We start from the raw sequence: 23,971 nt of genomic DNA, 5'->3' as shown, positions 1-23,971 counted from the left end.
AAAGAAATCAACCGAGATTCCCTGAGTAGCGGCGAGCGAACGGGGACCAGCCCTAAACCCTTCAACACATCTAGTGGAACAGTCTGGAAAGTCTGGCGATACAGGGTGATAGCCCCGTACACGAAAGGGTGTTGTTGGTTATTCGAGTAGGTCGGGACACGTGATATCCTGACTGAATATGGGGGGACCATCCTCCAAGGCTAAATACTACCTATTGACCGATAGTGAACTAGTACCGTGAGGGAAAGGCGAAAAGAACCCCGGAGAGGGGAGTGAAATAGAACCTGAAACCGTATGCGTACAAGCAGTGGGAGCCCCTTCGGGGGTGACTGCGTACCTTTTGTATAATGGGTCAGCGACTTACTTTCAGTGGCGAGCTTAACCGTTTAGGGGAGGCGTAGGGAAACCGAGTCTGAACAGGGCGAATCAGTCGCTGGGAGTAGACCCGAAACCGGGCGATCTATCCATGGCCAGGGTGAAGGTGGGGTAATACCCACTGGAGGCCCGAACCCACTTATGTTGAAAAATGAGGGGATGAGCTGTGGATCGGAGTGAAAGGCTAATCAAGCCCGGAGATAGCTGGTTCTCCTCGAAAGCTATTTAGGTAGCGCCTCGCGTCTCACTCCAGGGGGTAGAGCACTGTTATGGCTAGGGGGTCATCCCGACTTACCAACCCATGGCAAACTCCGAATACCTGGAAGTGCAATCGCGGGAGACACACGGCGGGTGCTAACGTCCGTCGTGGAAAGGGAAACAACCCAGACCGCCAGCTAAGGTCCCAAAATCATATCTCAGTGGGAAACGATGTGGGAAGGCATAGACAGCTAGGAGGTTGGCTTAGAAGCAGCCATCCTTTAAAGAAAGCGTAATAGCTCACTAGTCGAGTCGGCCCGCGCGGAAGATTTAACGGGGCTTAAGATATGTACCGAAGCTGCGGATGCAAGCTTGCTTGCATGGTAGAGGAGCGTTCTGTACGCCTGCGAAGGTGACCTGTAAGGGTTGCTGGAGGTATCAGAAGTGCGAATGCTGACATGAGTAACGATAATGGGGGTGAAAAACCCCCACGCCGAAAACCCAAGGTTTCCTGCACAACGTTAATCGGTGCAGGGTGAGTCGGTACCTAAGGCGAGGCCGAAAGGCGTAGTCGATGGAAAACAGGTTAATATTCCTGTACCGCTCGTAACTGCGATGAGGGGACGGAGAAGGTTAGATCAGCCGGGCGTTGGTTGTCCCGGTTTAAGTGTGTAGGGAGAGGACTTAGGCAAATCCGGGTCCTTAATTCTGAGACACGATGACGAGCTCCTTTTGGAGTGAAGTGATTGATACCATGCTTCCAGGAAAAGCCTCTAAGCTTCAGGTTACGAGTGACCGTACCCCAAACCGACACAGGTGGGTGAGGAGAGAATCCTAAGGCGCTTGAGAGAACTCGGGTGAAGGAACTAGGCAAAATAGTACCGTAACTTCGGGAGAAGGTACGCCCCTGTTAGGTGAAGGCACTTGCTGCCGGAGCTGAAGGGGGTAGCATTAACCAGGTGGCTGCGACTGTTTACTAAAAACATAGCACTCTGCAAACTCGCGAGAGGACGTATAGGGTGTGACGCCTGCCCGGTGCCGGAAGGTTAATTGATGGGGTTAGTCTTCGGACGAAGCTCTTGATCGAAGCCCCGGTAAACGGCGGCCGTAACTATAACGGTCCTAAGGTAGCGAAATTCCTTGTCGGGTAAGTTCCGACCTGCACGAATGGCGTAACGATGGCCACACTGTCTCCACCCGAGACTCAGTGAAATTGAAATCGCTGTGAAGATGCAGTGTACCCGCGGCTAGACGGAAAGACCCCGTGCACCTTTACTACAGCTTTGCACTGAACTTTGAACCTACTTGTGTAGGATAGGTGGGAGGCTTTGAAACCGGGACGCCAGTTCCGGTGGAGCCACCCTTGAAATACCACCCTGGTATGTTTGAGGTTCTAACCTTGACCCGTTATCCGGGTTAGGGACAGTGTATGGTGGGTAGTTTGACTGGGGCGGTCTCCTCCCAAAGAGTAACGGAGGAGCACGAAGGTACCCTCAGCGCGGTCGGACATCGCGCAATGAGTGCAATGGCATAAGGGTGCTTGACTGCGAGATAGACACATCGAGCAGGGTCGAAAGACGGTCATAGTGATCCGGTGGTTCTGAATGGAAGGGCCATCGCTCAACGGATAAAAGGTACGCCGGGGATAACAGGCTGATTCCTCCCAAGAGTCCATATCGACGGAGGAGTTTGGCACCTCGATGTCGGCTCATCACATCCTGGGGCTGTAGCCGGTCCCAAGGGTATGGCTGTTCGCCATTTAAAGTGGTACGCGAGCTGGGTTTAGAACGTCGTGAGACAGTTCGGTCCCTATCTGCCGTGGGCGCTTGAGACTTGAAGGGAGCTGCTCCTAGTACGAGAGGACCGGAGTGGACGTACCCCTGGTGTTCCGGTTGTCACGCCAGTGGCATTGCCGGGTAGCTACGTACGGACGGGATAACCGCTGAAAGCATCTAAGCGGGAAGCCCCCCCAAAGATGAGGTCTCACCGGGAACTTGATTCCCCTGAAGGGTCGTCGAAGACTACGACGTTGATAGGCTGGGTGTGGAAGTGCAGTAATGCATGAAGCTAACCAGTACTAATTGCCCGTGAGGCTTGACCATATAACACCCAAACGATCTGGGTGTTGATTCAAGTGCAACATACTAATCCTTAACAACTTTCCTTATTCCGTAGGAGCGGGTTCACCCGCGAACATTCGCGGGCAAAGCCCGCTCCTACGAAACCAGCTTGCCTGGCGGCCATAGCGAGTGTGAACCACCCGATCCCATCCCGAACTCGGAAGTGAAACCGCTCAGCGCCGATGATAGTGTGGGGGTTCCCATGTGAAAGTAGGACACTGCCAGGCTTTAATACCCGATACCCGGTCACTTGTGACCGGGTATTTTTTTGTCCCGGATTCGCAAAAACCTGACACTTTGAAGGTTTTAGGCCTGTGGTCTATACGTTAGAGGTGAGAATAATCATTCACACGGGGTCTGGACAATGGCGCAATCAAAGACACTGTCACTTCATCCGCTTCCTCCGTCGGCAGGGTATTTTGAACCTTGCCAGGAGTTTGTAGAACGAGTCCATATAGATTCTCCGGCCATTCTGGCGATGACTGACCTGCGACAACAAATGGCCGTCAATATTGAGCCGGATGTATCCATTGAATGGGCTTTGCAACGAATGAAATCAGCTGGCGTACGTTTGTTGTTTGTTGTAAATCCAGACAAGCAATTGCTCGGACTGATAACTTCAACCGATATACAGGGAGAGAAGCCGGCCCAGTTCAGGCAGGGACTTAATCTGCGCCACGAGGAAATTATGGTGCGCGATATTATGACGCCTTACAGTAATCTCGAGGCAACTGACATGTCGGATGTCAGGCAGGCAACCGTAGGCGACGTGGTAGCGATGCTGGAAAAAGTCGGCCGTCGGCACGCGTTGGTGCTTGACCGGGATACGGATTCCGGCAACATGGCTATCCGCGGTATATTTTCGGCCTCACAGATCGAAAAACAACTGGATCGCGTCATTGAAACGGTTGATGTTGCACTGACCTTTGCCGAAGTCGAGTCGGCCCTGAATAGCTGAGATCAGAGGGCTGGCTGTGCGACCAGCAGTGCTTCCGGTACAGCGTTGTTGATTGCGGCCGGGAGTCTCCAGGAGACCCGCGCCTCGGGACGCACAATAACCCAAAGTACATTCAGTTTGAGATTCAGGTCAGCGAATACAACGGCATGTGTAAAGCGTTTGAGTACGCGTTCAATCTTTTCCACCGTTTCCTTCACGTGCTGCTCTGGCTGGTTTCGGAGCTTCGGAATAATCATCATGAAATCCGATAATGGTCTACCTTGCTCATCTTCGCGAGGCGCTCTTTTGTAGAGTGGCGCGGACGGTAAAATATCGGCCGAAAGCGGGAGGACTGGCTGTAGTCTCTTTTGCGGTGCGGTCATGGCCAGTCCTGGTCTGTTTGTTGAGGTTCAACTTGTCGGGCGTCTGCGTAATACCGCTATCGGCGGCAGAATATCATTATTGAATGAGGCACAGGCTCAAGTTATCTTTCCCGCTACATGGCGGGTTCTTGAGAAAATGACTTCGTTGGTTCGAATTGTGATATTTGGCTGTGTTAAACTTGCGTAATGTCAATACGTTATCGATTGCCAGGGCTTCTCGCTGATGGCCGCTTTCACTCCGGAGAAGAGCTGGCGAAGGCGCTGGGCGTGAGTCGAGCCGCGATCTGGAAACAGTTACGCAAATTCGATGAGCTTGGCCTGGAGATTCATGCGGTACGGGGTCGAGGCTATCGGCTTGCGGTTCCTTTCGAGCCGTTGGAAGTATCAGTGATACAGCAGCATCTCTCTACTTCACTTAGCCAGAGAATCGAACATCTCGAAGTCCAGCGCGAGGTTGACTCAACCAGCGATGTCCTTAAACGTATGCCGCCGCCAGTTGCACCGCAGGGTATTAACGTCTGTCTCGCGGAGTGGCAGAGCGCGGGTCGTGGCCGACGGGGGCGACGGTGGATTTCGCCATACGGTACCAATCTGTATTTGTCGCTGGCATGCATGCTGGAGGACGGCGTGCTGCAGTCTGGCGGGTTGAGTCTTGCTGTAGCTGTGGCAGTACGCCGTACTCTACAGAAACTGGGCATCGATGGTCTTGGTTTGAAGTGGCCTAACGATATTTACTTAAACGGAAACAAACTCGCGGGTATCCTGCTTGATCTCTCCGGCGAGAGTGGCGGTAACTACCAGGTTATCATCGGTATCGGTATCAATTTACGAATGCCGGAAGGTGCAGGTGCAGAAATTGATCAGCCCTGGTCAGATCTCAGGCATAATAAACTGCAACTACAACGCAACAGGCTGGCAGGTAAGCTCTTGGACGATCTTGTAAAGGTTATTGAAATATTTTCCCGGCAGGGACTCGAGGCTTTTGCTGAAGAGTGGCAGCGATACGATATCGCAGCGGGCTTGCCTGTAGATCTTCAGACAGGTCAGCAGGAAAGTATTCGCGGTGTTGCGCGGGGAGTAGACCCGCATGGCGCACTGCTCATCGAGCAGGACGGCAGGATCCAGACATTTCATGCCGGTGAAATCAGCGTGCGACTGGCAGGATGAATCTGCTGATCGATATTGGCAACACGCGCATCAAGTGGGCGTTGCAGGATGGTGAGGAATGGATCAGTGGTACTCCGCTGGTTCGAGGGTCAAAACCTTTCAAGGATATCGCGCGCCCGGCCTGGAAAGAGCTTGAAACACCGGAAAGAGTGATTGTTTCAAATGTTGCCGGGGCTGAGTTTGAAAAATCTGTCTGCACCTGGGTAAAGCGTCGCTGGAAAATCCTGCCGGAATTCCTGCACAGCCGGGCTGAACAATGTGGTGTCATTAACGCCTACACCAAACCGGAGCGGCTGGGCAATGATCGCTGGGCGGCATTGATTGCGGCGCATGGCCTCTGTCGTGGTGCAGCGGTCATTCTGGGTTGTGGTACCGCCATCACTGTTGATGCACTGTCGGCAGATGGCCGTCACCTCGGTGGACTAATTGCACCTGGCGTTGAGCTTATGATTTCATCTGTCTGCGCCAGCGCGAGCGATGTGACGGTCGAAGACGGGGATACGGGGGAAATTGTCTTACTCGCCAGCAGCACAGAATCAGCTGTGCTGGGGGGGAGCCTGTATGCTGCTGTCTCGCTACTGGACCGCATCAGCGCCGATCTGCGGGGTGAACTGGGTAATGATGTTTCCCTGTTGTTGACCGGTGGGGATGCCGGGCGATTGATGCCACTGCTAGAGAGCAGGCCCGCACATGAACCCGAGCTGATATTGAAGGGGCTGGCAATCTTTGCAAGGGAGACAGCCAGTTGAAAAATCTGGTTTATCTGTTACTGGGCCTCAATCTGGCCTTTTTCGCGTGGTTACAGTTTCAGCCGGCCCCGTCGCCACCGGAATTACGTTTAAAGCCCTTGCCTCCCGGCGCCGTACCGCTTGTACAGTTGTCGGAGCGAAAGCAATCTGGTGGTAGCGACCCCACGCTGGTGGCAGGTGAGGGGGCGGAAACAGGCACAGCTCCTGTGCCTGCGGTCAGTCAGTCTGACGATAGTAAGGAACAGGAGGACATTGCCGAACGCTCTCCGGTTTGTCGTACCATCGGCCCACTGAAATCAAGTGACGAGGCAGCAGCCTTACGTACCCGGCTGTCTGAACAGGGCATTCCGGCCGCGCTAAGACAGAGTGAAACCCAGGCACCATCAGGCTACCAGGTGTACCTGCAGGCTGCTTCATCACGTAAAGCCGCCGAGATTGTCCGCAGTCTGGAGGCGGCTGGCATGACAGATTACTTTGTCGGTAAACGTAACCGGATTTCACTGGGTATATTTTCCAGTAAGAGCAAGGCGCAGATCCGGCTCAGTAGGGTTCGTGAGCTGGGACACGATGCCAGGCTCGATGTGCGCTACAAGACTCGCAAAGTGTACTGGATCGATATCGAGGAAAAAGAGCAGCTGCTTGAAGATTTCCAGGGCTGGGAGCAGGTTAAGGCAAGGTACCCCCGGCTCAAGGTGCAGCAGGTCAGTTGTGAATAGTTTGCGCCGTTCAGGCTGCTCTAATACAATAGCCGCCCCGCTCGGGGCAGATTTTCATCGCCGGTGTAGCTCAGTTGGTAGAGCAACTGACTTGTAATCAGTTTGTCGGGGGTTCGACTCCTCTCACCGGCTCCAATTTTTAATACTTCGCCATCCTTACGATGCACTTTGATCTGCATCAAGGTGACGTTGTACCTATGCTAATACCATGCGATACCGTCATCAGACGGGCATTGAACATGGGGCTATCCGAAGAACGACCAGACGACGGGGTGAATATTCCAGAGGTATTCGAGCCGTACTGCGGCTTGTATCCAGGCTTTGCCTCGTTTACGCGAGAGTTTGATGGTTCTGATTACCGTGAGTGGGTAAAACGGAGTAATGGTGACCCGGTTCCCGCACCCCTGATGCTGGTTGTGCAGGATGGCATGACAGCAGGGCACAGGGGCTCTGATCCGGCAGCTGCACACCAGTTACCCTGGTATTCGGCAGTCACCCGGGAAATACAGCTTCAAGGGACGCTGTTTGCCCGCGACAGACCACTTGAGGGTGTTGTCTGCGCACCCGGTATTGCCGTTGGCTGGAGCAACGATGCCCTTTACGAGTTGTGCAGCAGTATTCAGGATGCCTTTTCTATCGAACCGGCGACATTTGCTCGCTGGTGTGCCTGTTTCGGGCAATCCCGCCCCACAACAGCCCGCCTGAAGCTCTTGCGGGTCCTGGGTTTCAGCAAAGTGAGGTTGTGCCTGGATGTATCGCATTCTGTGCAGGACACAGATGATCCTGTCGGCGAAATCGACCGCATCGAAAGCTTGCTGATGGAAATCAGAGCCCTGGGTTACCGCTCCCTTGCACTCGATCTGGTTGTGGGAGAACCACTGAAGGGGGCAGGAATTGAAAAAATCAGCCGCTTGCTGGAAAAAACCAGCGTGGAATGTGTCAGGTTCATTAACGAGGGTGGGCAGGAAATATCGGCGAATGACAACCCGCTGTCAGTATTGCGCTCCGGGATATTACAGGACCTGGGTTACCGGCACGTCGGTCTGGACTGGTATGTAACCGAAGCCGAGCCATCGCTGGGATCGGACTCGCCCTTATACTGGTCGCCGCTTGGCTATACCAATATTGAAGGGCTGGATGTTATCGGCGTCGGTCCCGGAGCTGTCGCGGCTCTGGATGATGCCTACAGCCGGAATGCCCTGGAGCGTGAAAGCTACCAGCGTATGGTGGAGCAGGGTGTAATTCCCACAGAGTGTGGTGTCGAACTGGAATCAGATGATCTGTTACGGCGAACAATAATGTCGGGCATTCTGGTCAACGAACATTTTGATATTGAGATGCTGGAGAATCGCTGGGGAATAATATTTTCCCGGTACTTCAAGCCTGAAATGGCTTTACTGCGAACACTCGAGGCACAGGGCAAGCTGAAATTGACCGAGCACGAGATTCACACGCTGGACCGGGGCCGTGAATCTTTATACAGCCTGTGCAAGGTTTTCGACAACCAGGACAGCATTGCCAGAGTGCCACCGTTGCGCGCAGCTCTGGAAAAGGGCGAAACAGTCTCTAGCAGGTAATAGTTGCCTCACCGTAGTGTTCGACGACGTAGCGATCCACCAGCTGCCGGAACTCTTCGGCAATATGATCGCCTTTCAATGTGACGGTTTTCTCACCATCAACATACACCGGTGCCACCGGTCGTTCTCCCGTACCTGGCAGGCTGATGCCGATATTGGCATGCTTGCTTTCACCGGGACCATTTACTACACAGCCCATGACGGCTACCGTCATGTCTTCAACACCAGGGTGCTGCCGGCGCCAGACCGGCATCTGTTCACGTAAATAGCCCTGGATATTCTGCGCCAGTGTCTGGAAATAGTCGCTGGAGGTACGGCCACAGCCCGGGCAGGCCACAACGCTGGGTGTAAACGCGCGCAATCCCATGGATTGCAGGATTTCCTGTGCGACACGGACTTCCTCGCTGCGACTGCCGCCAGGCTCCGGCGTCAGGGAAATGCGGATGGTATCGCCGATACCTTCCTGTAGCAGGACAGAAAGTGCGGCCGTCGAGGCAACAATGCCTTTTGCGCCCATCCCGGCCTCTGTCAGGCCAAGGTGCAAGGCATAATCGCAACGTTGTGCCAGCGTGCGGTAGACCGCAATCAGGTCCTGTACGCCACTCATTTTGACCGACAGAATGATATGGTCGCGACCGAGTCCGATTTCCTCCGCACGCGCTGCATTCTCCAGCGCAGAGGTCACCATGGCTTCATGAATGACTTCATGGGTATCACACGGTTGTGCGGAGCGGCTGTTTTCATCCATCAGCCGAACCACGAGCGCCTGGTCAAGGCTGCCCCAGTTGACGCCAATGCGTACCGGTTTGTCGTAGCGACAGGCGGTTTCGATCATGGTCGCATACTGTTCGTCGCGTTTTTTGCCACGGCCGACATTGCCGGGATTAATACGGTACTTGCCGAGTGCCTGCGCGCAGTCCGGGTACTTGTCCAGCAACTTGTGTCCGTTGAAGTGGAAATCACCAATCAGCGGTACATCCACATTCATGTGGTCCAGCTGTTCCCGGATAGACGGCACCGCGGCTGCGGCTTCCTCACTGTTGACGGTGATACGTACCAGCTCCGAACCGGCGTTGGCCAGCTGCGCGACCTGCTGAACCGTGTTCTCGATATTGACCGTATCGGTGTTGGTCATGGATTGCACGACAACGGGCGCGCCACCTCCGACGATGACCTTGCCGATTTTTACCGCGCAGGTGGAATGACGTGTAATGGGCAGATTGCTGGCTGACATGGTTAGAACCGCGTTGAAAGAGGCCCAATGATAGCTGCCAGGGCCAGGTCAGGAAAGGCCGGAGGGGTGTGATTCCCGTTGGAAATACGGGTATTCCGCTTGGCCATGCGTATAAGTGTAATTGAACGGTTATTTAAGTCAGGTCGGTTTGTTCACCAAGGGTGCGCTGTCCATGCTGTCTGGCCAGCAGCAGGTAAACCGCTGGCACCACAAACAGGGTAAACAGGGTGCCGATGCCCAGACCGGTGGCAATCGTCAGGCCGATATGAAAGCGACTGACCGCACCAGGGCCACTGGCAAGTAACAGCGGGAACATCGCCACAATCATCGACACGGTGGTCATCAGGATCGGGCGCAGGCGAATCGCCGCGGCACGTTCCACGGCATGCCGCTTGTCCAGCCCTTCAGTTATCTGCAACTGGTTGGCGAACTCGACAATCAGGATGCCGTTCTTGGCGATCAAACCAATCAGGGTAATCAGGCCCACCTGGGTGTAGATATTGATGGTTGCAAAACCCAGTGTGATAAAGGCCAGTGCGCCGGCGATCGACATGGGTACCGACACCAGGATAATCAGCGGATCACGCCAGCTCTCGAACTGTGCCGCGAGCACCAGGTAGATCACCAGGATTGACAGGAAGAACGTTACCACCAGTGCGCTGCCCTGCTGGGCAAACTGACGTGACTGACCGGCGTAGTCCCAGCCAAAGCCGCGCGGAAACAGTTCCTGTGCCGTGTTTTCCAGGTAGGACAGTGCATCACCCAGTGGAACACGCGGTGCCATCACACCCATCAGGGTGAGTGAATTCAATTGCTGGAACTGGGTGCGCTGGCTGGGTTCAACACTCTCCTTCAGTTTCACAATTGCATCCAGCGGAACCAGTGGTGCGGCACCCAGGTCTCGCGATGCATTGGTCGTTGTCAGGCCGGTGGCCAGGTTAACCAGCTCACCTGAACCGGGTCGGATGTAGTAGTCCTTGAGCATGTCCGGCTGCAGGCGATACTCACGGGCCACCTGGGGTATGACCTTGTAACTGCGGCCTTCCAGGCTGAACCGGTTAACGTCATTGCCGCCCAGCAGGGTGGCAAGGTTACGCCCGATGTCAGCCATGCTGATGCCGAGATCACCGGCCCGGTCACGATCGATCACCAGTGTGGCGCGTGGTCGTGTGTACTGAACTTCTTTCATCAGGAACATGAAACGTCCGCTGCCCATGGCGTGGCCGATGAGCTGGTTGGCCATCGCGTCCAGTTCCTGGTAACTCGCGTCACTGGTGATAACAAACTGTACCGGCAGACCGCCGCCGGAACCGGGCAGGCTGGGACGCGGGAAGACGGCGGTCTGGAAGCCGGCGATGCGCGCCAGTTTTTGCTGTATCTCCGGCTGCACTTCCATCTGCGAGCGTGGCCGTTGCGATGGCGGCTGCATTTTAAAGCCGCCAAATGTTGTAGTCGGTTCGCCGCGTCCCAGCAGGAAAAAGCTTTCGTGATACTCGGGCACACTTTCAAAGGCGCTGACAATCTGTCGTGTATAGGCCTCGTTATAGTCCAGTGTTGCGGTTTGTGGTGCGGTGGCCTGGAAGAACAGGATGCTCTGGTCTTCGACCGGCGCCAGTTCGTGTTTGCTGGTCATGAACATGAAGACGATTGATACCAGGACCACGGCGGCAAACAGCAGGGTGGCCGGCAAGGCGTCCAGGGTACTGTGAAGACGGCGCTGGTAAGCCGTCGCCAGGCGCTCAAACCGGTGCTCGACCCATTGCTCGAAGCGTCCCTGTTGACCATGTGGCTTGAGTACTCTGGATGACAGCATGGGTGACAGCGTTAATGCCACCACGCCCGAGATCAGCACAGCGCCGGCCAGCGCAAAGGCGAACTCGGTAAACAGGGTGCCGACCAGGCCGCCCATAAAGCCGATTGGTGCATAGACGGCCACCAGTGTTGTGGTCATGGCGATAATCGGCAGTGCAAGCTCACGCGCGCCGATTAATGCGGCATCGAGCCGTGACTCGCCCATTTCGATATGTCGGTGCACGTTTTCCACCACGATAATGGCGTCATCGACCACCAGGCCGATGGCCAGTACCAGTGCCAGCAAGGTCAGCAAGTTGATGGAGAAACCCATCAGCAGCATCAGGAATGCGGCACCGACCAGTGACAGGGGCACCGCTACTGCGGGTACAATGGCGGCGCGCATCGAGCCCAGCGACAGGTACACAACGATCAGGACAATAGCGACGGCCTCGATCAGGGTTTTGAATACCTCGTCAATGGAGTCCTCGATGAACACGCTGGCATCGTAGGGGATGTGTGCCTGCAGCCCCTCCGGTAACTGTTTGCGGATTTCCGGCATCAGTTCCTGTACGCGTTTGGCAACGTCCAGCGGGTTGGCGCCAGGCGCCTGTTTAACGCCGACAAAAATGGCCGGCTTGCCTTTGTACCAGCTGGTGGAGTCGTAGTCCTCGGCGCCCAGTTCCGGTGTAGCGACATCCTCGAGCCGAACCAGTGTGCCGTCGGCTGTGCGTACCACCAGCTTGCGGAAATCCTCGACGCTGGCAAGATCCGTGGTCGCGTTCAGGTTGATCGCGGTGTAATGGCCCTTGGACTGACCGATGCCGGCCAGGTAGTTATTGGCGCGCAGGACATCGCGCACATCGTTGGCCGTCACGTTCAGCGCGGCCATGCGTTTCGGATCCAGCCAGATGCGCATGGCGAAGGTCTTGTTGCCGATCAGTTCGGCCTTCGCCACACCGGGGATTGCCTGTAGCTGGGGCTGGGTAACACGCAGCAGGTAGTCGGTAATCTGCGACGGCTTCATGCTGTCGCTGTAGAAGGCCAGGTACATCAGCGCGGTCGTTTCCCCGGTCGTGGAATCGATGACCGGATTGTCTGCTTCATCGGGCAACACGTTACGCTGGCTGGCGACCTTGGCCTGGATTTCCGCGACCGCAGCGTTGGAGTCGTAGTTGAGTGCCATATGAGCTTCGATGGTGGAGCGGCCCTGGGTGGAGCGCGCAAACAGGTAATCAATTCCGTCCGCTTCGGCAATTGCCTGTTGCAAGGGCGTGGTGATAAAGCCCTTGACCAGTTCACTGCTGGCGCCCGGGTAGGCGGTGGTCACGCTGACAACGGTATTGCGGGTTTCCGGGTACTGACGCACTTCCAGTGAAAACATGGCGCGCAGGCCGACCAACAGAATCAGCAGACTGATAACGCTCGCCAGAACCGGGCGATTGACAAACAGGTCAGTAAATTTCATCCGCCATCGGCCTTGCCGTCGAGTTGCACGCTGTTATCGATCGTAACCGGTTGGCCATTGCGCAGTTTGTTGTGACCGGCCGACACCACCAGGTCCCCGGCCTTCAGGCCTTCGATGATTTCCACGCGGCCTTCGCGCACTTCACCGGTTTTGACCGGGCGGTTCAGTACGGTCATGCCTTTGTCCGTTTTCTGTATGACGAACACCAGTTCGCCATAGGGGTTATAGGTCACCGCCGTACGCGGCAGTGTAAGGATGTTGTCACGCAACGGCAGTACGGTACTGACTTCGGCAAACATGCCGGGGCGTAACAGGCGTTCCGGGTTGTCCAGTGTTGCACGCAGGCGCAGGGTGCGCGTGCCGGTATCGACGCCGGGGTTGATTGCGCTGATGCGGCCTTCGAAATGGCGGCCAGGCCAGGCCTGCACGTCGATGATCACCGATTGCCCGACGTGCACCTGCGGCAGGTAGCGCTCCGGCAGGTTGTAGTCGACATAGACAGGGTCCAGTGACTGAAGCGGTACGATGGCATCACCGGGTGAAAGGTATTGCCCGAGGTTGATGTCGGCGATACCAAGTTGTCCGCTGAACGGCGCATGAATGGTTTTCTTGCTGATCAGGGCACGTTTGGCGGCCACGGCAGCTTCAGCGCTATCGAGGTTGGCGCGAGACGCATCATAGTCGGAACGTGATACCGATTTATCCTTGAGCAGCTTGCGGGCCCGTTCGAACTGAAGTTTGGCCAGCGTGCGTTGTGCGACAAGGCCATCCAGGTCGGCCTTGTCAACGCTGTCATCCAGCCGCAGCAGTACGTCGCCGGCTTTCACTTTCTGGCCGGACGTTGCAACAATCTCGTGCACCTGACCGGCAACCTCGGTGGTCACGAAAACGCCCTGTGTCGCAGTCACGCTTCCGACGGCGTGCAGGTAAGGCTGCCAGCTTTCGGCTTTGACTTCTGCGGATGCAATGACGGCCGGTGGAGGCGGCTGTGACATCATTGTGGCCATTTTCATGCCGCTGTAATACTTCCAGCCGAAAATCCCGCCGAAAATGACAATCAGCAACAGTACTACCAGAATCAGGCGTTTGGTCACGAAACAGTTTCCCCGGGTTGCGTCAATGTACAGACCGCAAACTGTAACAAAGATTCGTTATGCCTGAATAAAATAGTGCGTTTTATTTTAGCAGTGGGTGGTCTTTCGGCAGCTGTCTGGACATCCAGATCGCCAGCCGGTGGCGCATGGATTTTTGCGATATCTGGTCCTCGGGCAGCGGCTGTATCAGCTTGTCGTGTACCAGCAGACGGTAGATGTACTCGATCTTTTCATGTGCTGAATCAGTGGCTTCAAACTCGACCACGCCGCGTTCTTCGCCATATTTCATGCCGGCAAGTATGGCTTCCTTGACCAGTTCTGATTCATGTTTCAGTTTTTTCATTGGCGAGGTACTCCCTGGTTTGGCGGGTTATGCGGCCAGTCTAACGCTATCACGGTATTTTATCCGCCTTTCGGGATGTCTGAAAGCCGCGAAGCATAACCTGGCCGGAAGACAGTGCACGTAACTTGCATCCTCAGAATACCTGTATATAATTCCAGTACACTGGATAAAAACACAGCAGGTGGTGCAATGGACGATCTGACTCCCCGGCAAGCCGAGATTTTGACGCTGATTCGGGATTGTATCTATGACGAGGGCTATCCGCCTACCCGGGCCGAGATTGCCCGGGCCTTTGGTTTTCGTTCACCGAATGCGGCAGAGGAGCATTTGCGGGCGCTGGAGCGCAAGGGTTATATCGAGTTACTGGCGGGCTCTTCGCGCGGGATTCGCCTGCTTGAAGAAGTGGAGGAAGAGGAAGGTATCCCGGTTGTGGGGCGTGTGGCTGCCGGCGAGCCGATTCTGGCCGAAGAGCATGTCGAAGATTATTACCCGGTTGATCCTGCACTGTTTCATCCGCGTGCCCATTACCTGCTACGGGTTAAAGGGATGAGTATGCGCGACATCGGTATTATGGACGGCGACCTGCTGGCCGTTCATCGCACCCGCCAGGCGGAAAACGGTCAGGTAGTGGTGGCGCGCCTTGATGACGAGGTGACAGTAAAGCGTTTCCGTAAACGCGGCTCGATTGTCTACCTGTCACCTGAAAACGAAGAGTTTGAGCCTATCCGGGTCGATCTGCGAAAGCAGCAACTGGAGATCGAAGGTCTGGGTGTCGGCATTTTGCGTAACCAGTCCCTGTGAATAACGGCCCGTCTTCACAATGTGCCGGGACCTGGCATCCCACTCAAATCCCGATACAGTTTAGTGATCAGGGTTGCCATCTTCAGGCGCGGGATACGGAACTGCCGCAAAGTGTCTCGCCTCGTACTGCGAAAACCACGATAAACACAATGCAGCAGAGTCTCAGTGTTCTGAGCCGGCTTATGAAGGAGCTCTCACAACCCGGTTTGAATGAGAACCGGTGGATTTGCTGGATTGCGCCACCCCGACTGGCGGATACCAAACTACTGTCGGAGGCGGGTATTGATCTTTCGCGGGTCTTGCGGATTTATCCTAAAACGCACCAGCAAAGTTTGCAGCTGGTAGAACAAGCGTTGAGTTCGGGCAAGTGCAGTGCCGTGCTGGCCTGGCCGGTTCTTGATGACAATAGATGCCTGGAACGTCTGCAATTGGCGGCTGAAGCGGGTGGTACGCCGGGCTTTCTGTTCTACTCCAGGTCGCATGGCAGACAATATGTGGTGTAACGGCATGTGGTGCGGTCAGTCTCCCCGGGCCATTAAAAACCTGCTCACCCCTGGTTATCCTGCGGATAAAATCAGTTACTACCGTGGTGGTATGCAGGCATGGCAGTCACTCGGGCTTTCAGTCGTAGTGCCGGACTGGTTTATTGCGGGTTACAGGATTTTGCTTTTTACCCTGCATTGCCCAGGCGAACGGCATCCTTGTATCGCCGGTAGTGCGCCAGCATGGTTTTCCATACCGGCCCCGGTAAGCCATTACCGACAGGTGCGTCGTCCAGCCGGGTGACCGGTACGATTTCCCGGGTTGAGCTGGTGATCCATATTTCGTCTGCGCTGTGTAATGCCTCTTCGGTGATATTGTCTTCCCGGTATGCGTGACCCTGTTGTTCGGCAAGCTCAAGTACCAGGTCACGGGTTATTCCGGGCAACATCACGGGGCTATTGGGTGGTGTGATAATATTTCCATCGCGTACGATGAAAATATTACTGGAAGAAGCCTCTATCGCGTAGCCATCCCGTATCAGAATAGCCTCTGCGGCACCGCGCTCACCGGCCTGCTGACGTAACAGGACATTGGGTAGCAGTGTGATGGCTTTTATGTTGCACCATGACCAGCGGATATCGTCGAGGGTGATGGCGGCTACACCGTTATGCTCAATGGTCGGGTCAGGTTCCGGAATAGGGTTACTGCAGGCATACACAGTATGATGTATTTCAGCCGGAAAGTTGTGGTCGCGTTTGCTTGATGTGCCCCGCGTGATTTGCAGGTAGACGGACTGGTCATTGTTGACCCCTGCGCGGTGTTGATTTTTCTGTAGCAGATTTTCCAGCAGTTCCATCCACTCCAGTTCGCTAAGCGGATTTGACAGTTTGATGCCATCAAGGCTGTCCTGCAGCCGTTGCAGGTGATGTGGCAGGCGAAACAAGCGGCCACCGTAGGCGGGTATGACTTCATAGACGCCATCACCAAACAGAAAGCCCCGGTCGGTGACCGAAACACAGGCTTCCTCAATCGGCATGAAACGGCCATTCAGATAGACGGTGCTCATATCCGTCGGATTACTCGAAATACAGCAATGCTTCGTCGACGATGCGTTGCCAGAAGTTGCCTTCGGCGACGTCATTCAACGCCGTCAGGTCTTTCTCCGTGATGGCCTGATCGCCAAGACGTATCACTACCCGACCCAGTACCTGGCCTTTTGATACAGGTGCGATGATTTGTTCCTGTAACTGTATCGAGGCATCGAGGTTCTTGTACTCGCCACGTGGCACGGTAACGTACAGGGTGTCTGTCAGTCCCAGGTCTACCGTGTCGACAGTACCTTTCCAGACGCGGGTGCTGGCAAGCTTGCTGCCGCTGTCGTAAAGCTTGTGGGTTTCGAAAAAGCGGAAACCATAATTAAGCAATGCCTGGCTGGCATCGGCGCGGGCCTCTTCGCTTTTGGTGCCCAGAACCACACTGATAAGGCGCATGCCATCACGCTCGGCCGAGGTAACGAGGCAGTAGCCGGCTGAATCGGTGTGGCCGGTCTTCAGACCGTCGACCGACTCATCGCGCCACAGTAACTTGTTGCGGTTGTACTGGGTAATGCCGTTGTAGGTGAAGCTTCGCTCCGAGTACCACTGGTAATACTCGGGGAACTCCGCAATCAGCGCACGGGCAATACGAGCGATATCACGTGCCGTGGTGTAGTGATCCTTGTGGGGAAGGCCGGTGCTGTTGACAAAGTGGCTGTTACGCAAACCCAGTTTCTGGGCATAGTGGTTCATCAGGGAGGCGAAGCCTTCCTCTGTTCCGGCCACCTGTTCGGCCAGGGCCACTGTAGCATCATTGCCAGACTGGATAATCATGCCCTTGAGCAGGTCGGCAACACTGACCTGGGTATTGACCTCGACAAACATACGCGAGCCTTCGGTGCGCCATGCTTTTTTGCTTATTCGTACCTTGTCTTCCAGCGCCAGCGTGCCGTTTCGAATTTCACTGAAAATGACATAGGCACTCATCAGCTTGGTAATGCTCGCCGGCTCCAGTCGCTGATCGGCATTTTTTTCTGCAATGGTCTGACCGCTATGGAAGTCTTCGACCAGGTAGCCTTTGGCCCCTACTGAGGGAGCTTTGGGGACCGGTGTTGCTGCATGTAGAAGGCTGCTGGTCAGCAATAGCAGGGTCAGCAAGAATGAGGGCAGCAGCTTGTGGTTCATGTATTTTCCTGTGGTCGCTTCAAGTGCCGCATTGTGTGCGCTTGAAGGGGGATTTTCAATGTCTAGTCGATGATAACGCGGGGTGATTCTATGCCGTGCTGTTGCAGACTTTGCGTCAGTTGGTCAGCGCTTTCGACAGAGTCAAGTGGGCCTATACGTACCCGGTATATGTGTTGGTGGTTAGCGTTTCCTTCACTGATGTGAAGTTTTTCAGGAGACGTTGTCGCTATGAGGCGACGTTTCAGTCGTTCGGCATTATCACGGCTCAGGAAGGCACCGACTTGCAGGTACAGCAGGGGTTTATGGGTACCGGCGCCTGCTTGCTTGACAGTGCGGGTATGGGTTTTTGGTTTGCTGGCGAGATTCCCGGTTGGCCGGGTATGTTGAGCCGGTTGGTCGGGGTTAATGGATTCCACTTCAACCAGGCCGGTACCTTCGCCCAGGATGCCCAGCTGGCTGGCAGCTGCATAGGACAGGTCAATAAGACGATTGTCGTGGAATGGGCCGCGGTCATTGATTTTCACCACCACTGATTTTCCGTTACGCAGGTTGGTTACCCGGGCGTAGGTCGGTAGTGGCAGCGATTTGTGTGCTGCCGACATGGCATACATGTCGTAACTTTCACCGCTGGAAGTACGGTGACCATGAAACTTGGTGCCATACCAGGAGGCAACGCCACGCTCCCGGTAGCCACGGCTGTCTGTCAGTGTGTGGTAACGCCGGCCGCGCACCACGTAGGAGGCCGGGTTGCCGTAGCGGCTTCTGGGTTCTGCCCGTGGAACAGCATTGGCAACCTGGGATACGTCAACAAGGCGATCCGGTGCGCTGTCGTGACGCTGGCTGTAGCGCCCCCCTCCTGTCGAGGAACAGGATGACAGCACAAAGCCAAGTCCGGCCAGCGCCAGCACGGAGCAGGTGGGTATGACCCTGTTATGGATCTTTCTGGTAGGCATCCCGTATGGCTTCACTGAGCTGGTAAACCGACATGGCGTAGAGTGGACTGCGATTGTAACGCGTAATGACATAGAAATTCTTGCTGGTCAGCCAGTATTCAGGCCCCGTGCGCTGTTGCAGTTCAAGTACAGCCACCGGTTGATGGGTGGAAAGAGGCGGTGTGGTACGAATACCCAGTGCCGCGAGCTCACCGGCCGTCTTGTCAGGTTTGCTGTTGTCTGAAACCAGTGATGCCGGTACATTTCCCTGCGTGACACGATTGGCAACCGGTTCCCCGGGCTGCCAGCCATGGCGGTGGAAGTAGTTGGCAACACTGCCGATGATATCGTCAATATTTCCCCACAGGTCACGTCGGCCATCCTTGTCGAAGTCGATGGCGTAGTTGCGGTAGCTGGAAGGAATGAATTGTCCGTAGCCCATGGCGCCGGCATAAGAGCCCCTGGCAGTACGCAGGTCGACCTTTTCCTCTTGTGCAAGAATCAGGAATTGCTCAAGTTCCGAACGGAAAAACTTACTGCGTGGCGGGTAGGCAAACGCCAGTGTAGACAGGGCGTCCAGCACCCGGTAACCACCGGTGTGCTTGCCGTAGCGGGTTTCGACACCGATGATGGCAACCACGACAGCCGGATCCACTTGCAATTTTTTAGCGGCACGTTCGAGTACAGTAGCGTGTTCACGCCAGAACTTCGCACCACCGCGAATGCGGTCCGGGGTAAGGAAAATCTGGCGGTACTCGTGCCATGGCTTGGTTTTTTCCGCAGGTCGGGCAATGGCTTCCAGGATATCCTCGCGTTTCTGGGCTTCATCGAACAGTGACTTCAGTTTGGCGCGGTCAAAGCCGTGTTTCTTTACCATGTCATCGATAAAGGCCTGGGTGCGCGTATTGTGAGTGAAGTCTCCTGCCGCTGACAGCACGGGCGCCAGGCCGCTCAGCAGTATGATCAGGGTGTTCAGTAACAGCTTCCGTAATGACACAGTATTTTCCTAGGTTGGTAGCAGCTTTCTATGCGTGTGTATGGACATCAGGATACCGAAACCTGCCATCAGGGTCACCATTGATGTTCCGCCATAGCTGATGAGTGGAAGTGGCAGGCCAACGACCGGTAGCAAGCCGGTGACCATGCCGGTATTGACGATAATATAGATAAAGAATGTCATGGCCAGACTGCCGGCCAGCAGGCGGCCAAAAGTATCCTGGGCCTGGGTTGCGATGTGCAGGCTGCGCACGATAATAAAGGCATACAGTACCAATAGTACAATGATGCCAAACAGGCCGAATTCTTCTCCCAGTACAGCAAAAATAAAATCCGTAGTGCGTTCAGGCAGAAATTCGAGATGTGCCTGGGTTCCGTTCAGCCAGCCTTTGCCGAATACACCGCCGGAGCCTATGGCTATTTTCGACTGGATAATATGGTAACCGGTGCCCAGCGGGTCCTGTTCCGGGTTGAGAAAGGTGATTACCCGCTGGCGCTGGTAGTCGTGCATGAAATGCCATAGCACCGGTGCTCCGGCGGCGCCCAGCAAGGCCAGTCCGCCCAGCAGGCGCCATGACAGGCCCGCCAGGAACAATACAAAGAAACCGGCGCTGCCGATTAGCAGTGATGTGCCGAGATCCGGTTGACGGGCAATCAGTAGCACGGGCACTACAATCAGTGCTCCGGCAGTCACCAGCCGCCATCCTGTTGGCGGCAGGCGCTTGTCGGCCAGGTACCAGGCGACCATCATTGGAACAGCGAGTTTCATCATTTCTGAAGGCTGGAAGCGGACAAAACCGAGATCCAGCCAGCGCTGCGCACCCTTGCCGACGTCCCCCATTACCAGCACTGCAACCAGCAGCACGATACCCAGGCTGTAGAGCCAGGGTGTCCAGCGCTGCAGCCATTGTGGACGCAATTGTGCAACCAGCACCATGGCGCCAAAGGCGATACCGAGACGTACCAGCTGGCGGGTCAATATGGACTGATCCTGCCCGCCGGCGCTGTACAGGACAAACAGGCCGAGAGCAGACGTCGCGAACAGGGCAAACAACAAGACCGCATCGATGTGCAGCAAGTGCTGCCAGTCACGGCGGCTTGCGTCTTCACGGGCGCTGTCCAGCAGGGTACTCATAATGCAGGCTTTGACAGGTACTGGTCGAGAATGGTTCTTGCGATCGGCGCAGCTACTGCACTGCCACTACCACCGTGCTCAACAATCACTGCGACTGCGATACGTGGTTTTTTAACCGGGGCAAAGGCAATGAACAGCGAATGGTCATGCAGTTTTCTGGCAAGTTTTTCAGCGTCATATTTTTCTTCCTTTTTCAGGCCGAATACCTGCGCCGTACCGGTTTTTCCGGCAATGTCATACTTGGCGCCCTTGCCAATCTTGCGCGCGGTGCCGCGCCGGCCGTGTACGACTTCGCGCATGGCGTGAATAATAGCATCCCAGTTGTGTCGGTCTTCAACAGGAATATCGATAATGGTCTCAACCGGGAGTGGAGACAGCTCCGGATCGTCATGTGGCTGCGTAGATACGACAATGTGCGGTTTTACCCGGTGGCCGTATTTTGACAGTGTCGCTGTTGCACTGGCCAGTTGAACGGGAGTTGTCAGCAGAAATCCCTGTCCGATACCGGTAATCAACGTTTCGCCGGGAAACCAGGGCTGGTTTCGTGTGGCGCGTTTCCACTCTCGCGATGGCATCAGCCCCGGTAGCTCGCCGCTGATGTCCAGGCCGGTACGCTGGCCAAAACCAAACTGTGACAGGAAGCTGTAGAGGCGGTCTATACCCATCGACAAGGCCAGGTCGTAGAAGTAGACATCACAGGATTGTGCGATGGCATTGGTCAGATCTACCGTGCCATGGCCGACGCGCTTCCAGTCCCTGTACTTGCGTTCCTTGCCTGGCAGCTGGTAGTAGCCCGGGCAATAGGTGTGTGCGTGTGTACTGGTTATGCCTTGCTCCAGACCGCCCAGTCCTACAAAGGGTTTTATGGTGGAGCCTGGCGGGTACTGTCCGCGAAGTGCGCGATTGAACAGGGGTTGCATCTCATCGTCACGCAGTGCGGCATAAGTCGCTGTGTCGATACCGTTGACAAACAGGTTGGGGTCGTAGGTTGGTTTGCTGACAAGTGCCAGCACCTCGCCGGTATCCGGGTCGATGGCCACTGCCGCACCGGAGCGATCACCAAAGGCCTGTTCGGCAACGTTCTGCAGTTCCAGATCAAGTGTCAGGTAGAGGTTGTCCCCGGGGATCGGCGGTGTGCGAATCAGTGTGCGCAGCACGCGGCCTTCTGCATTGGTTTCCACTTGACGGAAACCGACAGTACCGTGTAACTGTTCCTCATAGGTGCGTTCGATACCGACCTTGCCGATATGGGTTGTGCCACTGTAGTCGGAATTGTCAATGCGCTGCAGGTCACGCACATCGATCCGCCCGACATAGCCCAGTGCATGCGAGGCCAGCGGGCCATGTGGATAATGGCGCGACAGGCCGGCGACTATTTCCACACCGGGGAATCTGTGGCGGTCAATGGCAAAACGCGCGACTTCCTCATCGCTGAGATGAAAGCGCAGCGGCACCGGCTTGAAGACCGGGGTGCGTTGTCTCAATTTATCAAAGCGCTTGCGGTCGATATCCCGGATGGTTACCAGCGTGGCGAGCCGGTCAACGACCATGTCCATATCTTCGTGAATTTGCTCGGGTGTAATCTCAAGTCTGTAGGACGGCAGGTTGTCGGCGACAATGACGCCGTTGCGGTCGAAAATCAATCCGCGGTTGGGTGGTTCCGGCAGTATTTTGATGCGGTTATCATCGGACAGCGTAATGTAATGTTCGTGAGCAAGAATCTGCAGGTAGACCAGTCGCCCGACAAGTACGGCAACCAGCAGTGCGGCAAAGGCAAGTGCCTGCACGGAACGCTGCATGAACAGCCGGTTTTCGAACAGATAGTCCTTGATCGTGAGGCGCGATGCCATGGCTTATTGCACGGAGAATGCGCGCTGCACAGAGTTGAGCCAGCGAAAAACCAGCGGCCACAGGAGCATGCCAATGAGCGAGGGTAGCCAGTAGGTGAGGGGGTGCCCGGGTCGGCCAATGGTACGGTCAACCCACAAAACAACAAGCTGGTGCAGAACCAGTAGTACCAGAACGGTCAGGGTCTGCTGCCAGGCAGGGTAGGCACGGATACGGGCATGCAGTCGTACGCAAACGTAGGCAATCAGGCTGAGCGCCAGTGCGTGTTGTCCCAATAGCGTGCCCGTGAGTACGTCGAGTAACAGACCGACCAGGAAACCGGAGCCTACACTGACCCGGTAAGGCAGTGTCAGACACCAGAAGATCAGAGTGAGTCCGACCCAGTCCGGGCGCAGGCGGGCCAGACTGTCCGGCAAGGGGATAATGGTGAGTATCATCGCCAGCGCGAAGGTGATCAGGATGACAATGCCCCCGTGTGATCGTGACATGTTCATGGCGCATTCTCCTGCACGGCGGGGTCATCACTATCGACAGGCTCGGGCGGACGCTCGACCTGTTCCGGCCACACCAGCAGCACTTCACGACTGCGGTCCAGTTGAGCGCGTGGTCTCGCCAGCACCAGGGAAAAGGCGCGTCCGGGATCATGTTCGACCTCGGTAACTTCGGCAACCGGGTAACCCGGCGGGAAACGGCCGCCGAGCCCTGAACTCACCAGCAAATCGCCCACCTGAATATCCGCATTGTTAGGTATGTTGGGTAACTCCAGCTGGTCGAATTTACCGGTTCCAAGCGCTATGGTACGCAGGCCATTGCGGTTAACCTGCACCGGAATGGCGTGTGCGGGGTCGGTAATCAGCATGGCGGTCGAGGTGAAAGGGCCAACGTGAACCAGTTGTCCCATGATGCCCCGGCTGTCGAGCAAGGGCTGGCCTTCAAACAGGTTGTCCAGGCTGCCCTTGTTGATCTCGATCTGGTGGCGGTAAGGGTCCATGTCCACCGACAGCAGGGCAGCAATCAGCATGGGGCGCTCGCCGACCTGGAAAGATGAATCAAGCAATGCGCGCAGGTGACGGTTTTCCGCTTCCAGTGCTTCCAGCTTCTGGAGCTGGGTGTTCAGTACCTGCTGTTGTTTGCGCAGGCTGAAATTTTCTTCCTGCAGCTGGCGCCGGGTGGACAGCGATTCACGAAACCAGTCAATCGTGTTGCCGGGAAGGTCAACCAGTAATTGCAGGGGATAGACTACGACGGACAGGGCACTGCGTACGCTGTCGAGGTGGTGCTGACGATGGTCGATTGTCATCAGCGCGATGGACAGCAGTGCCACGCCAAGCAAACGGGCCAGTAGCGGTGGGCCTGCGGTAAAGATTTGCTTGATAGCGACTACTCCATCCGGTCATGTCGACCG

General features: G+C 55.7%; 20 protein-coding genes, 1 tRNA gene and 2 rRNA genes (1 of these 23 only partly in view). 10 read left to right on the top strand and 13 right to left on the bottom strand.

Annotated features, from left to right (window positions below):
* From DFR30_RS12570 to DFR30_RS12560, 3 genes are all read left to right on the top strand, one after another.
* Positions 1-2,675 (top strand): 23S ribosomal RNA (locus DFR30_RS12570) (it extends 216 nt beyond the left edge of the window).
* Between the two features lie 130 nt (positions 2,676-2,805).
* A 5S ribosomal RNA gene (gene rrf, locus DFR30_RS12565) occupies positions 2,806-2,920 on the top strand.
* A gap of 251 nt (positions 2,921-3,171) precedes the next feature.
* Positions 3,172-3,651 carry a CBS domain-containing protein gene (locus DFR30_RS12560; RefSeq protein WP_165869205.1) on the top strand — a complete coding sequence of 160 codons (480 nt, stop codon included), beginning with the start codon at positions 3,172-3,174 and terminating at the stop codon, positions 3,649-3,651.
* A 2-nt stretch (positions 3,652-3,653) separates the two neighbouring features.
* On the opposite strand, the gene DFR30_RS12555 is transcribed toward DFR30_RS12560, so the two are convergent.
* A complete protein-coding gene (locus tag DFR30_RS12555; protein ID WP_132973751.1) occupies positions 3,654-4,013 on the bottom strand; it encodes a hypothetical protein in 360 nt (119 codons plus the stop codon).
* A gap of 186 nt (positions 4,014-4,199) precedes the next feature.
* Here DFR30_RS12555 and birA point away from each other — a divergent pair, with 186 nt between their 5' ends.
* The 5 genes from birA (at position 4,200) to DFR30_RS12530 (ending at position 8,222) form a co-directional block, all read left to right on the top strand.
* Complete coding sequence (gene birA, locus DFR30_RS12550; RefSeq protein ID WP_132973749.1) at positions 4,200-5,180, top strand: bifunctional biotin--[acetyl-CoA-carboxylase] ligase/biotin operon repressor BirA; 981 nt, start codon at positions 4,200-4,202, stop codon at positions 5,178-5,180.
* Positions 5,177-5,929, top strand: a complete 753-nt coding sequence (locus DFR30_RS12545) for a type III pantothenate kinase (RefSeq protein WP_132973747.1) — start codon at positions 5,177-5,179, stop codon at positions 5,927-5,929. The genes birA and DFR30_RS12545 overlap by 4 nt, the downstream gene beginning before the upstream one ends.
* Complete coding sequence (locus DFR30_RS12540; RefSeq protein WP_132973745.1) at positions 5,926-6,645, top strand: SPOR domain-containing protein; 720 nt, start codon at positions 5,926-5,928, stop codon at positions 6,643-6,645. Before DFR30_RS12545 ends, DFR30_RS12540 begins: the two co-directional genes overlap by 4 nt.
* A gap of 59 nt (positions 6,646-6,704) precedes the next feature.
* Positions 6,705-6,780: transfer RNA gene (locus DFR30_RS12535), tRNA-Thr, on the top strand.
* Between the two features lie 62 nt (positions 6,781-6,842).
* Positions 6,843-8,222, top strand: a complete 1,380-nt coding sequence (locus DFR30_RS12530; protein ID WP_132973743.1) for an oxygen-independent coproporphyrinogen III oxidase — start codon at positions 6,843-6,845, stop codon at positions 8,220-8,222.
* On the opposite strand, the gene ispG is transcribed toward DFR30_RS12530, so the two are convergent.
* The 4 genes from ispG to DFR30_RS12510 form a co-directional block, all read right to left on the bottom strand.
* Positions 8,212-9,456, bottom strand: a complete 1,245-nt coding sequence (gene ispG, locus DFR30_RS12525) for a flavodoxin-dependent (E)-4-hydroxy-3-methylbut-2-enyl-diphosphate synthase (RefSeq protein WP_132973741.1) — start codon at positions 9,454-9,456, stop codon at positions 8,212-8,214. The two genes, DFR30_RS12530 and ispG, sit on opposite strands and share 11 nt — an antisense overlap.
* A gap of 133 nt (positions 9,457-9,589) precedes the next feature.
* Positions 9,590-12,715, bottom strand: a complete 3,126-nt coding sequence (locus DFR30_RS12520) for an efflux RND transporter permease subunit (RefSeq protein WP_132973739.1) — start codon at positions 12,713-12,715, stop codon at positions 9,590-9,592.
* Entirely contained in the window at positions 12,712-13,809 is a 1,098-nt protein-coding gene (locus tag DFR30_RS12515) for an efflux RND transporter periplasmic adaptor subunit (RefSeq protein ID WP_132973737.1), read from the bottom strand. Before DFR30_RS12515 ends, DFR30_RS12520 begins: the two co-directional genes overlap by 4 nt.
* A gap of 82 nt (positions 13,810-13,891) precedes the next feature.
* Positions 13,892-14,152, bottom strand: a complete 261-nt coding sequence (locus tag DFR30_RS12510; protein WP_132973735.1) for a DUF5062 family protein — start codon at positions 14,150-14,152, stop codon at positions 13,892-13,894.
* 189 nt (positions 14,153-14,341) lie between these two features.
* Here DFR30_RS12510 and lexA point away from each other — a divergent pair, with 189 nt between their 5' ends.
* Entirely contained in the window at positions 14,342-14,953 is a 612-nt protein-coding gene (gene lexA, locus DFR30_RS12505; RefSeq protein ID WP_132973733.1) for a transcriptional repressor LexA, read from the top strand.
* Positions 14,954-15,102: 149 nt separating this feature from the next.
* Complete coding sequence (locus DFR30_RS12500; protein ID WP_132973731.1) at positions 15,103-15,456, top strand: SulA-like leucine-rich domain-containing protein; 354 nt, start codon at positions 15,103-15,105, stop codon at positions 15,454-15,456.
* Between the two features lie 167 nt (positions 15,457-15,623).
* On the opposite strand, the gene DFR30_RS12490 is transcribed toward DFR30_RS12500, so the two are convergent.
* The 8 genes from DFR30_RS12490 to mreC all read right to left on the bottom strand — a co-directional run bounded on the left by DFR30_RS12490 (position 15,624) and on the right by mreC (position 23,932).
* Positions 15,624-16,502 (bottom strand): D-amino acid aminotransferase, encoded by an 879-nt coding sequence (locus DFR30_RS12490; protein ID WP_132973729.1) that lies wholly within the window; start codon positions 16,500-16,502, stop codon positions 15,624-15,626.
* 10 nt (positions 16,503-16,512) lie between these two features.
* Complete coding sequence (locus tag DFR30_RS12485) at positions 16,513-17,655, bottom strand: D-alanyl-D-alanine carboxypeptidase family protein (RefSeq protein WP_132973727.1); 1,143 nt, start codon at positions 17,653-17,655, stop codon at positions 16,513-16,515.
* 62 nt (positions 17,656-17,717) lie between these two features.
* Complete coding sequence (locus DFR30_RS12480; RefSeq protein WP_132973725.1) at positions 17,718-18,608, bottom strand: septal ring lytic transglycosylase RlpA family protein; 891 nt, start codon at positions 18,606-18,608, stop codon at positions 17,718-17,720.
* Complete coding sequence (gene mltB / locus DFR30_RS12475) at positions 18,586-19,584, bottom strand: lytic murein transglycosylase B (protein WP_207891898.1); 999 nt, start codon at positions 19,582-19,584, stop codon at positions 18,586-18,588. Before mltB ends, DFR30_RS12480 begins: the two co-directional genes overlap by 23 nt.
* A gap of 9 nt (positions 19,585-19,593) precedes the next feature.
* On the bottom strand, positions 19,594-20,718 hold the full coding sequence (gene rodA / locus DFR30_RS12470) for a rod shape-determining protein RodA (RefSeq protein WP_132973723.1): 1,125 nt from the start codon (positions 20,716-20,718) through the stop codon (positions 19,594-19,596).
* Positions 20,715-22,568 (bottom strand): penicillin-binding protein 2, encoded by a 1,854-nt coding sequence (mrdA, locus tag DFR30_RS12465; RefSeq protein WP_132973721.1) that lies wholly within the window; start codon positions 22,566-22,568, stop codon positions 20,715-20,717. The genes rodA and mrdA overlap by 4 nt, the downstream gene beginning before the upstream one ends.
* Before the next feature lie 3 nt (positions 22,569-22,571).
* Positions 22,572-23,060 (bottom strand): rod shape-determining protein MreD, encoded by a 489-nt coding sequence (mreD, locus tag DFR30_RS12460; protein ID WP_132973719.1) that lies wholly within the window; start codon positions 23,058-23,060, stop codon positions 22,572-22,574.
* On the bottom strand, positions 23,057-23,932 hold the full coding sequence (gene mreC / locus DFR30_RS12455) for a rod shape-determining protein MreC (RefSeq protein WP_279386920.1): 876 nt from the start codon (positions 23,930-23,932) through the stop codon (positions 23,057-23,059). The genes mreD and mreC overlap by 4 nt, the downstream gene beginning before the upstream one ends.
* Positions 23,933-23,971: the final 39 nt, after the last annotated feature.

The organism is Thiogranum longum, from assembly GCF_004339085.1.
GTDB lineage: Bacteria > Pseudomonadota > Gammaproteobacteria > DSM-19610 > DSM-19610 > Thiogranum > Thiogranum longum.
This window is presented reverse-complemented; position numbering and strand designations above follow the sequence as displayed.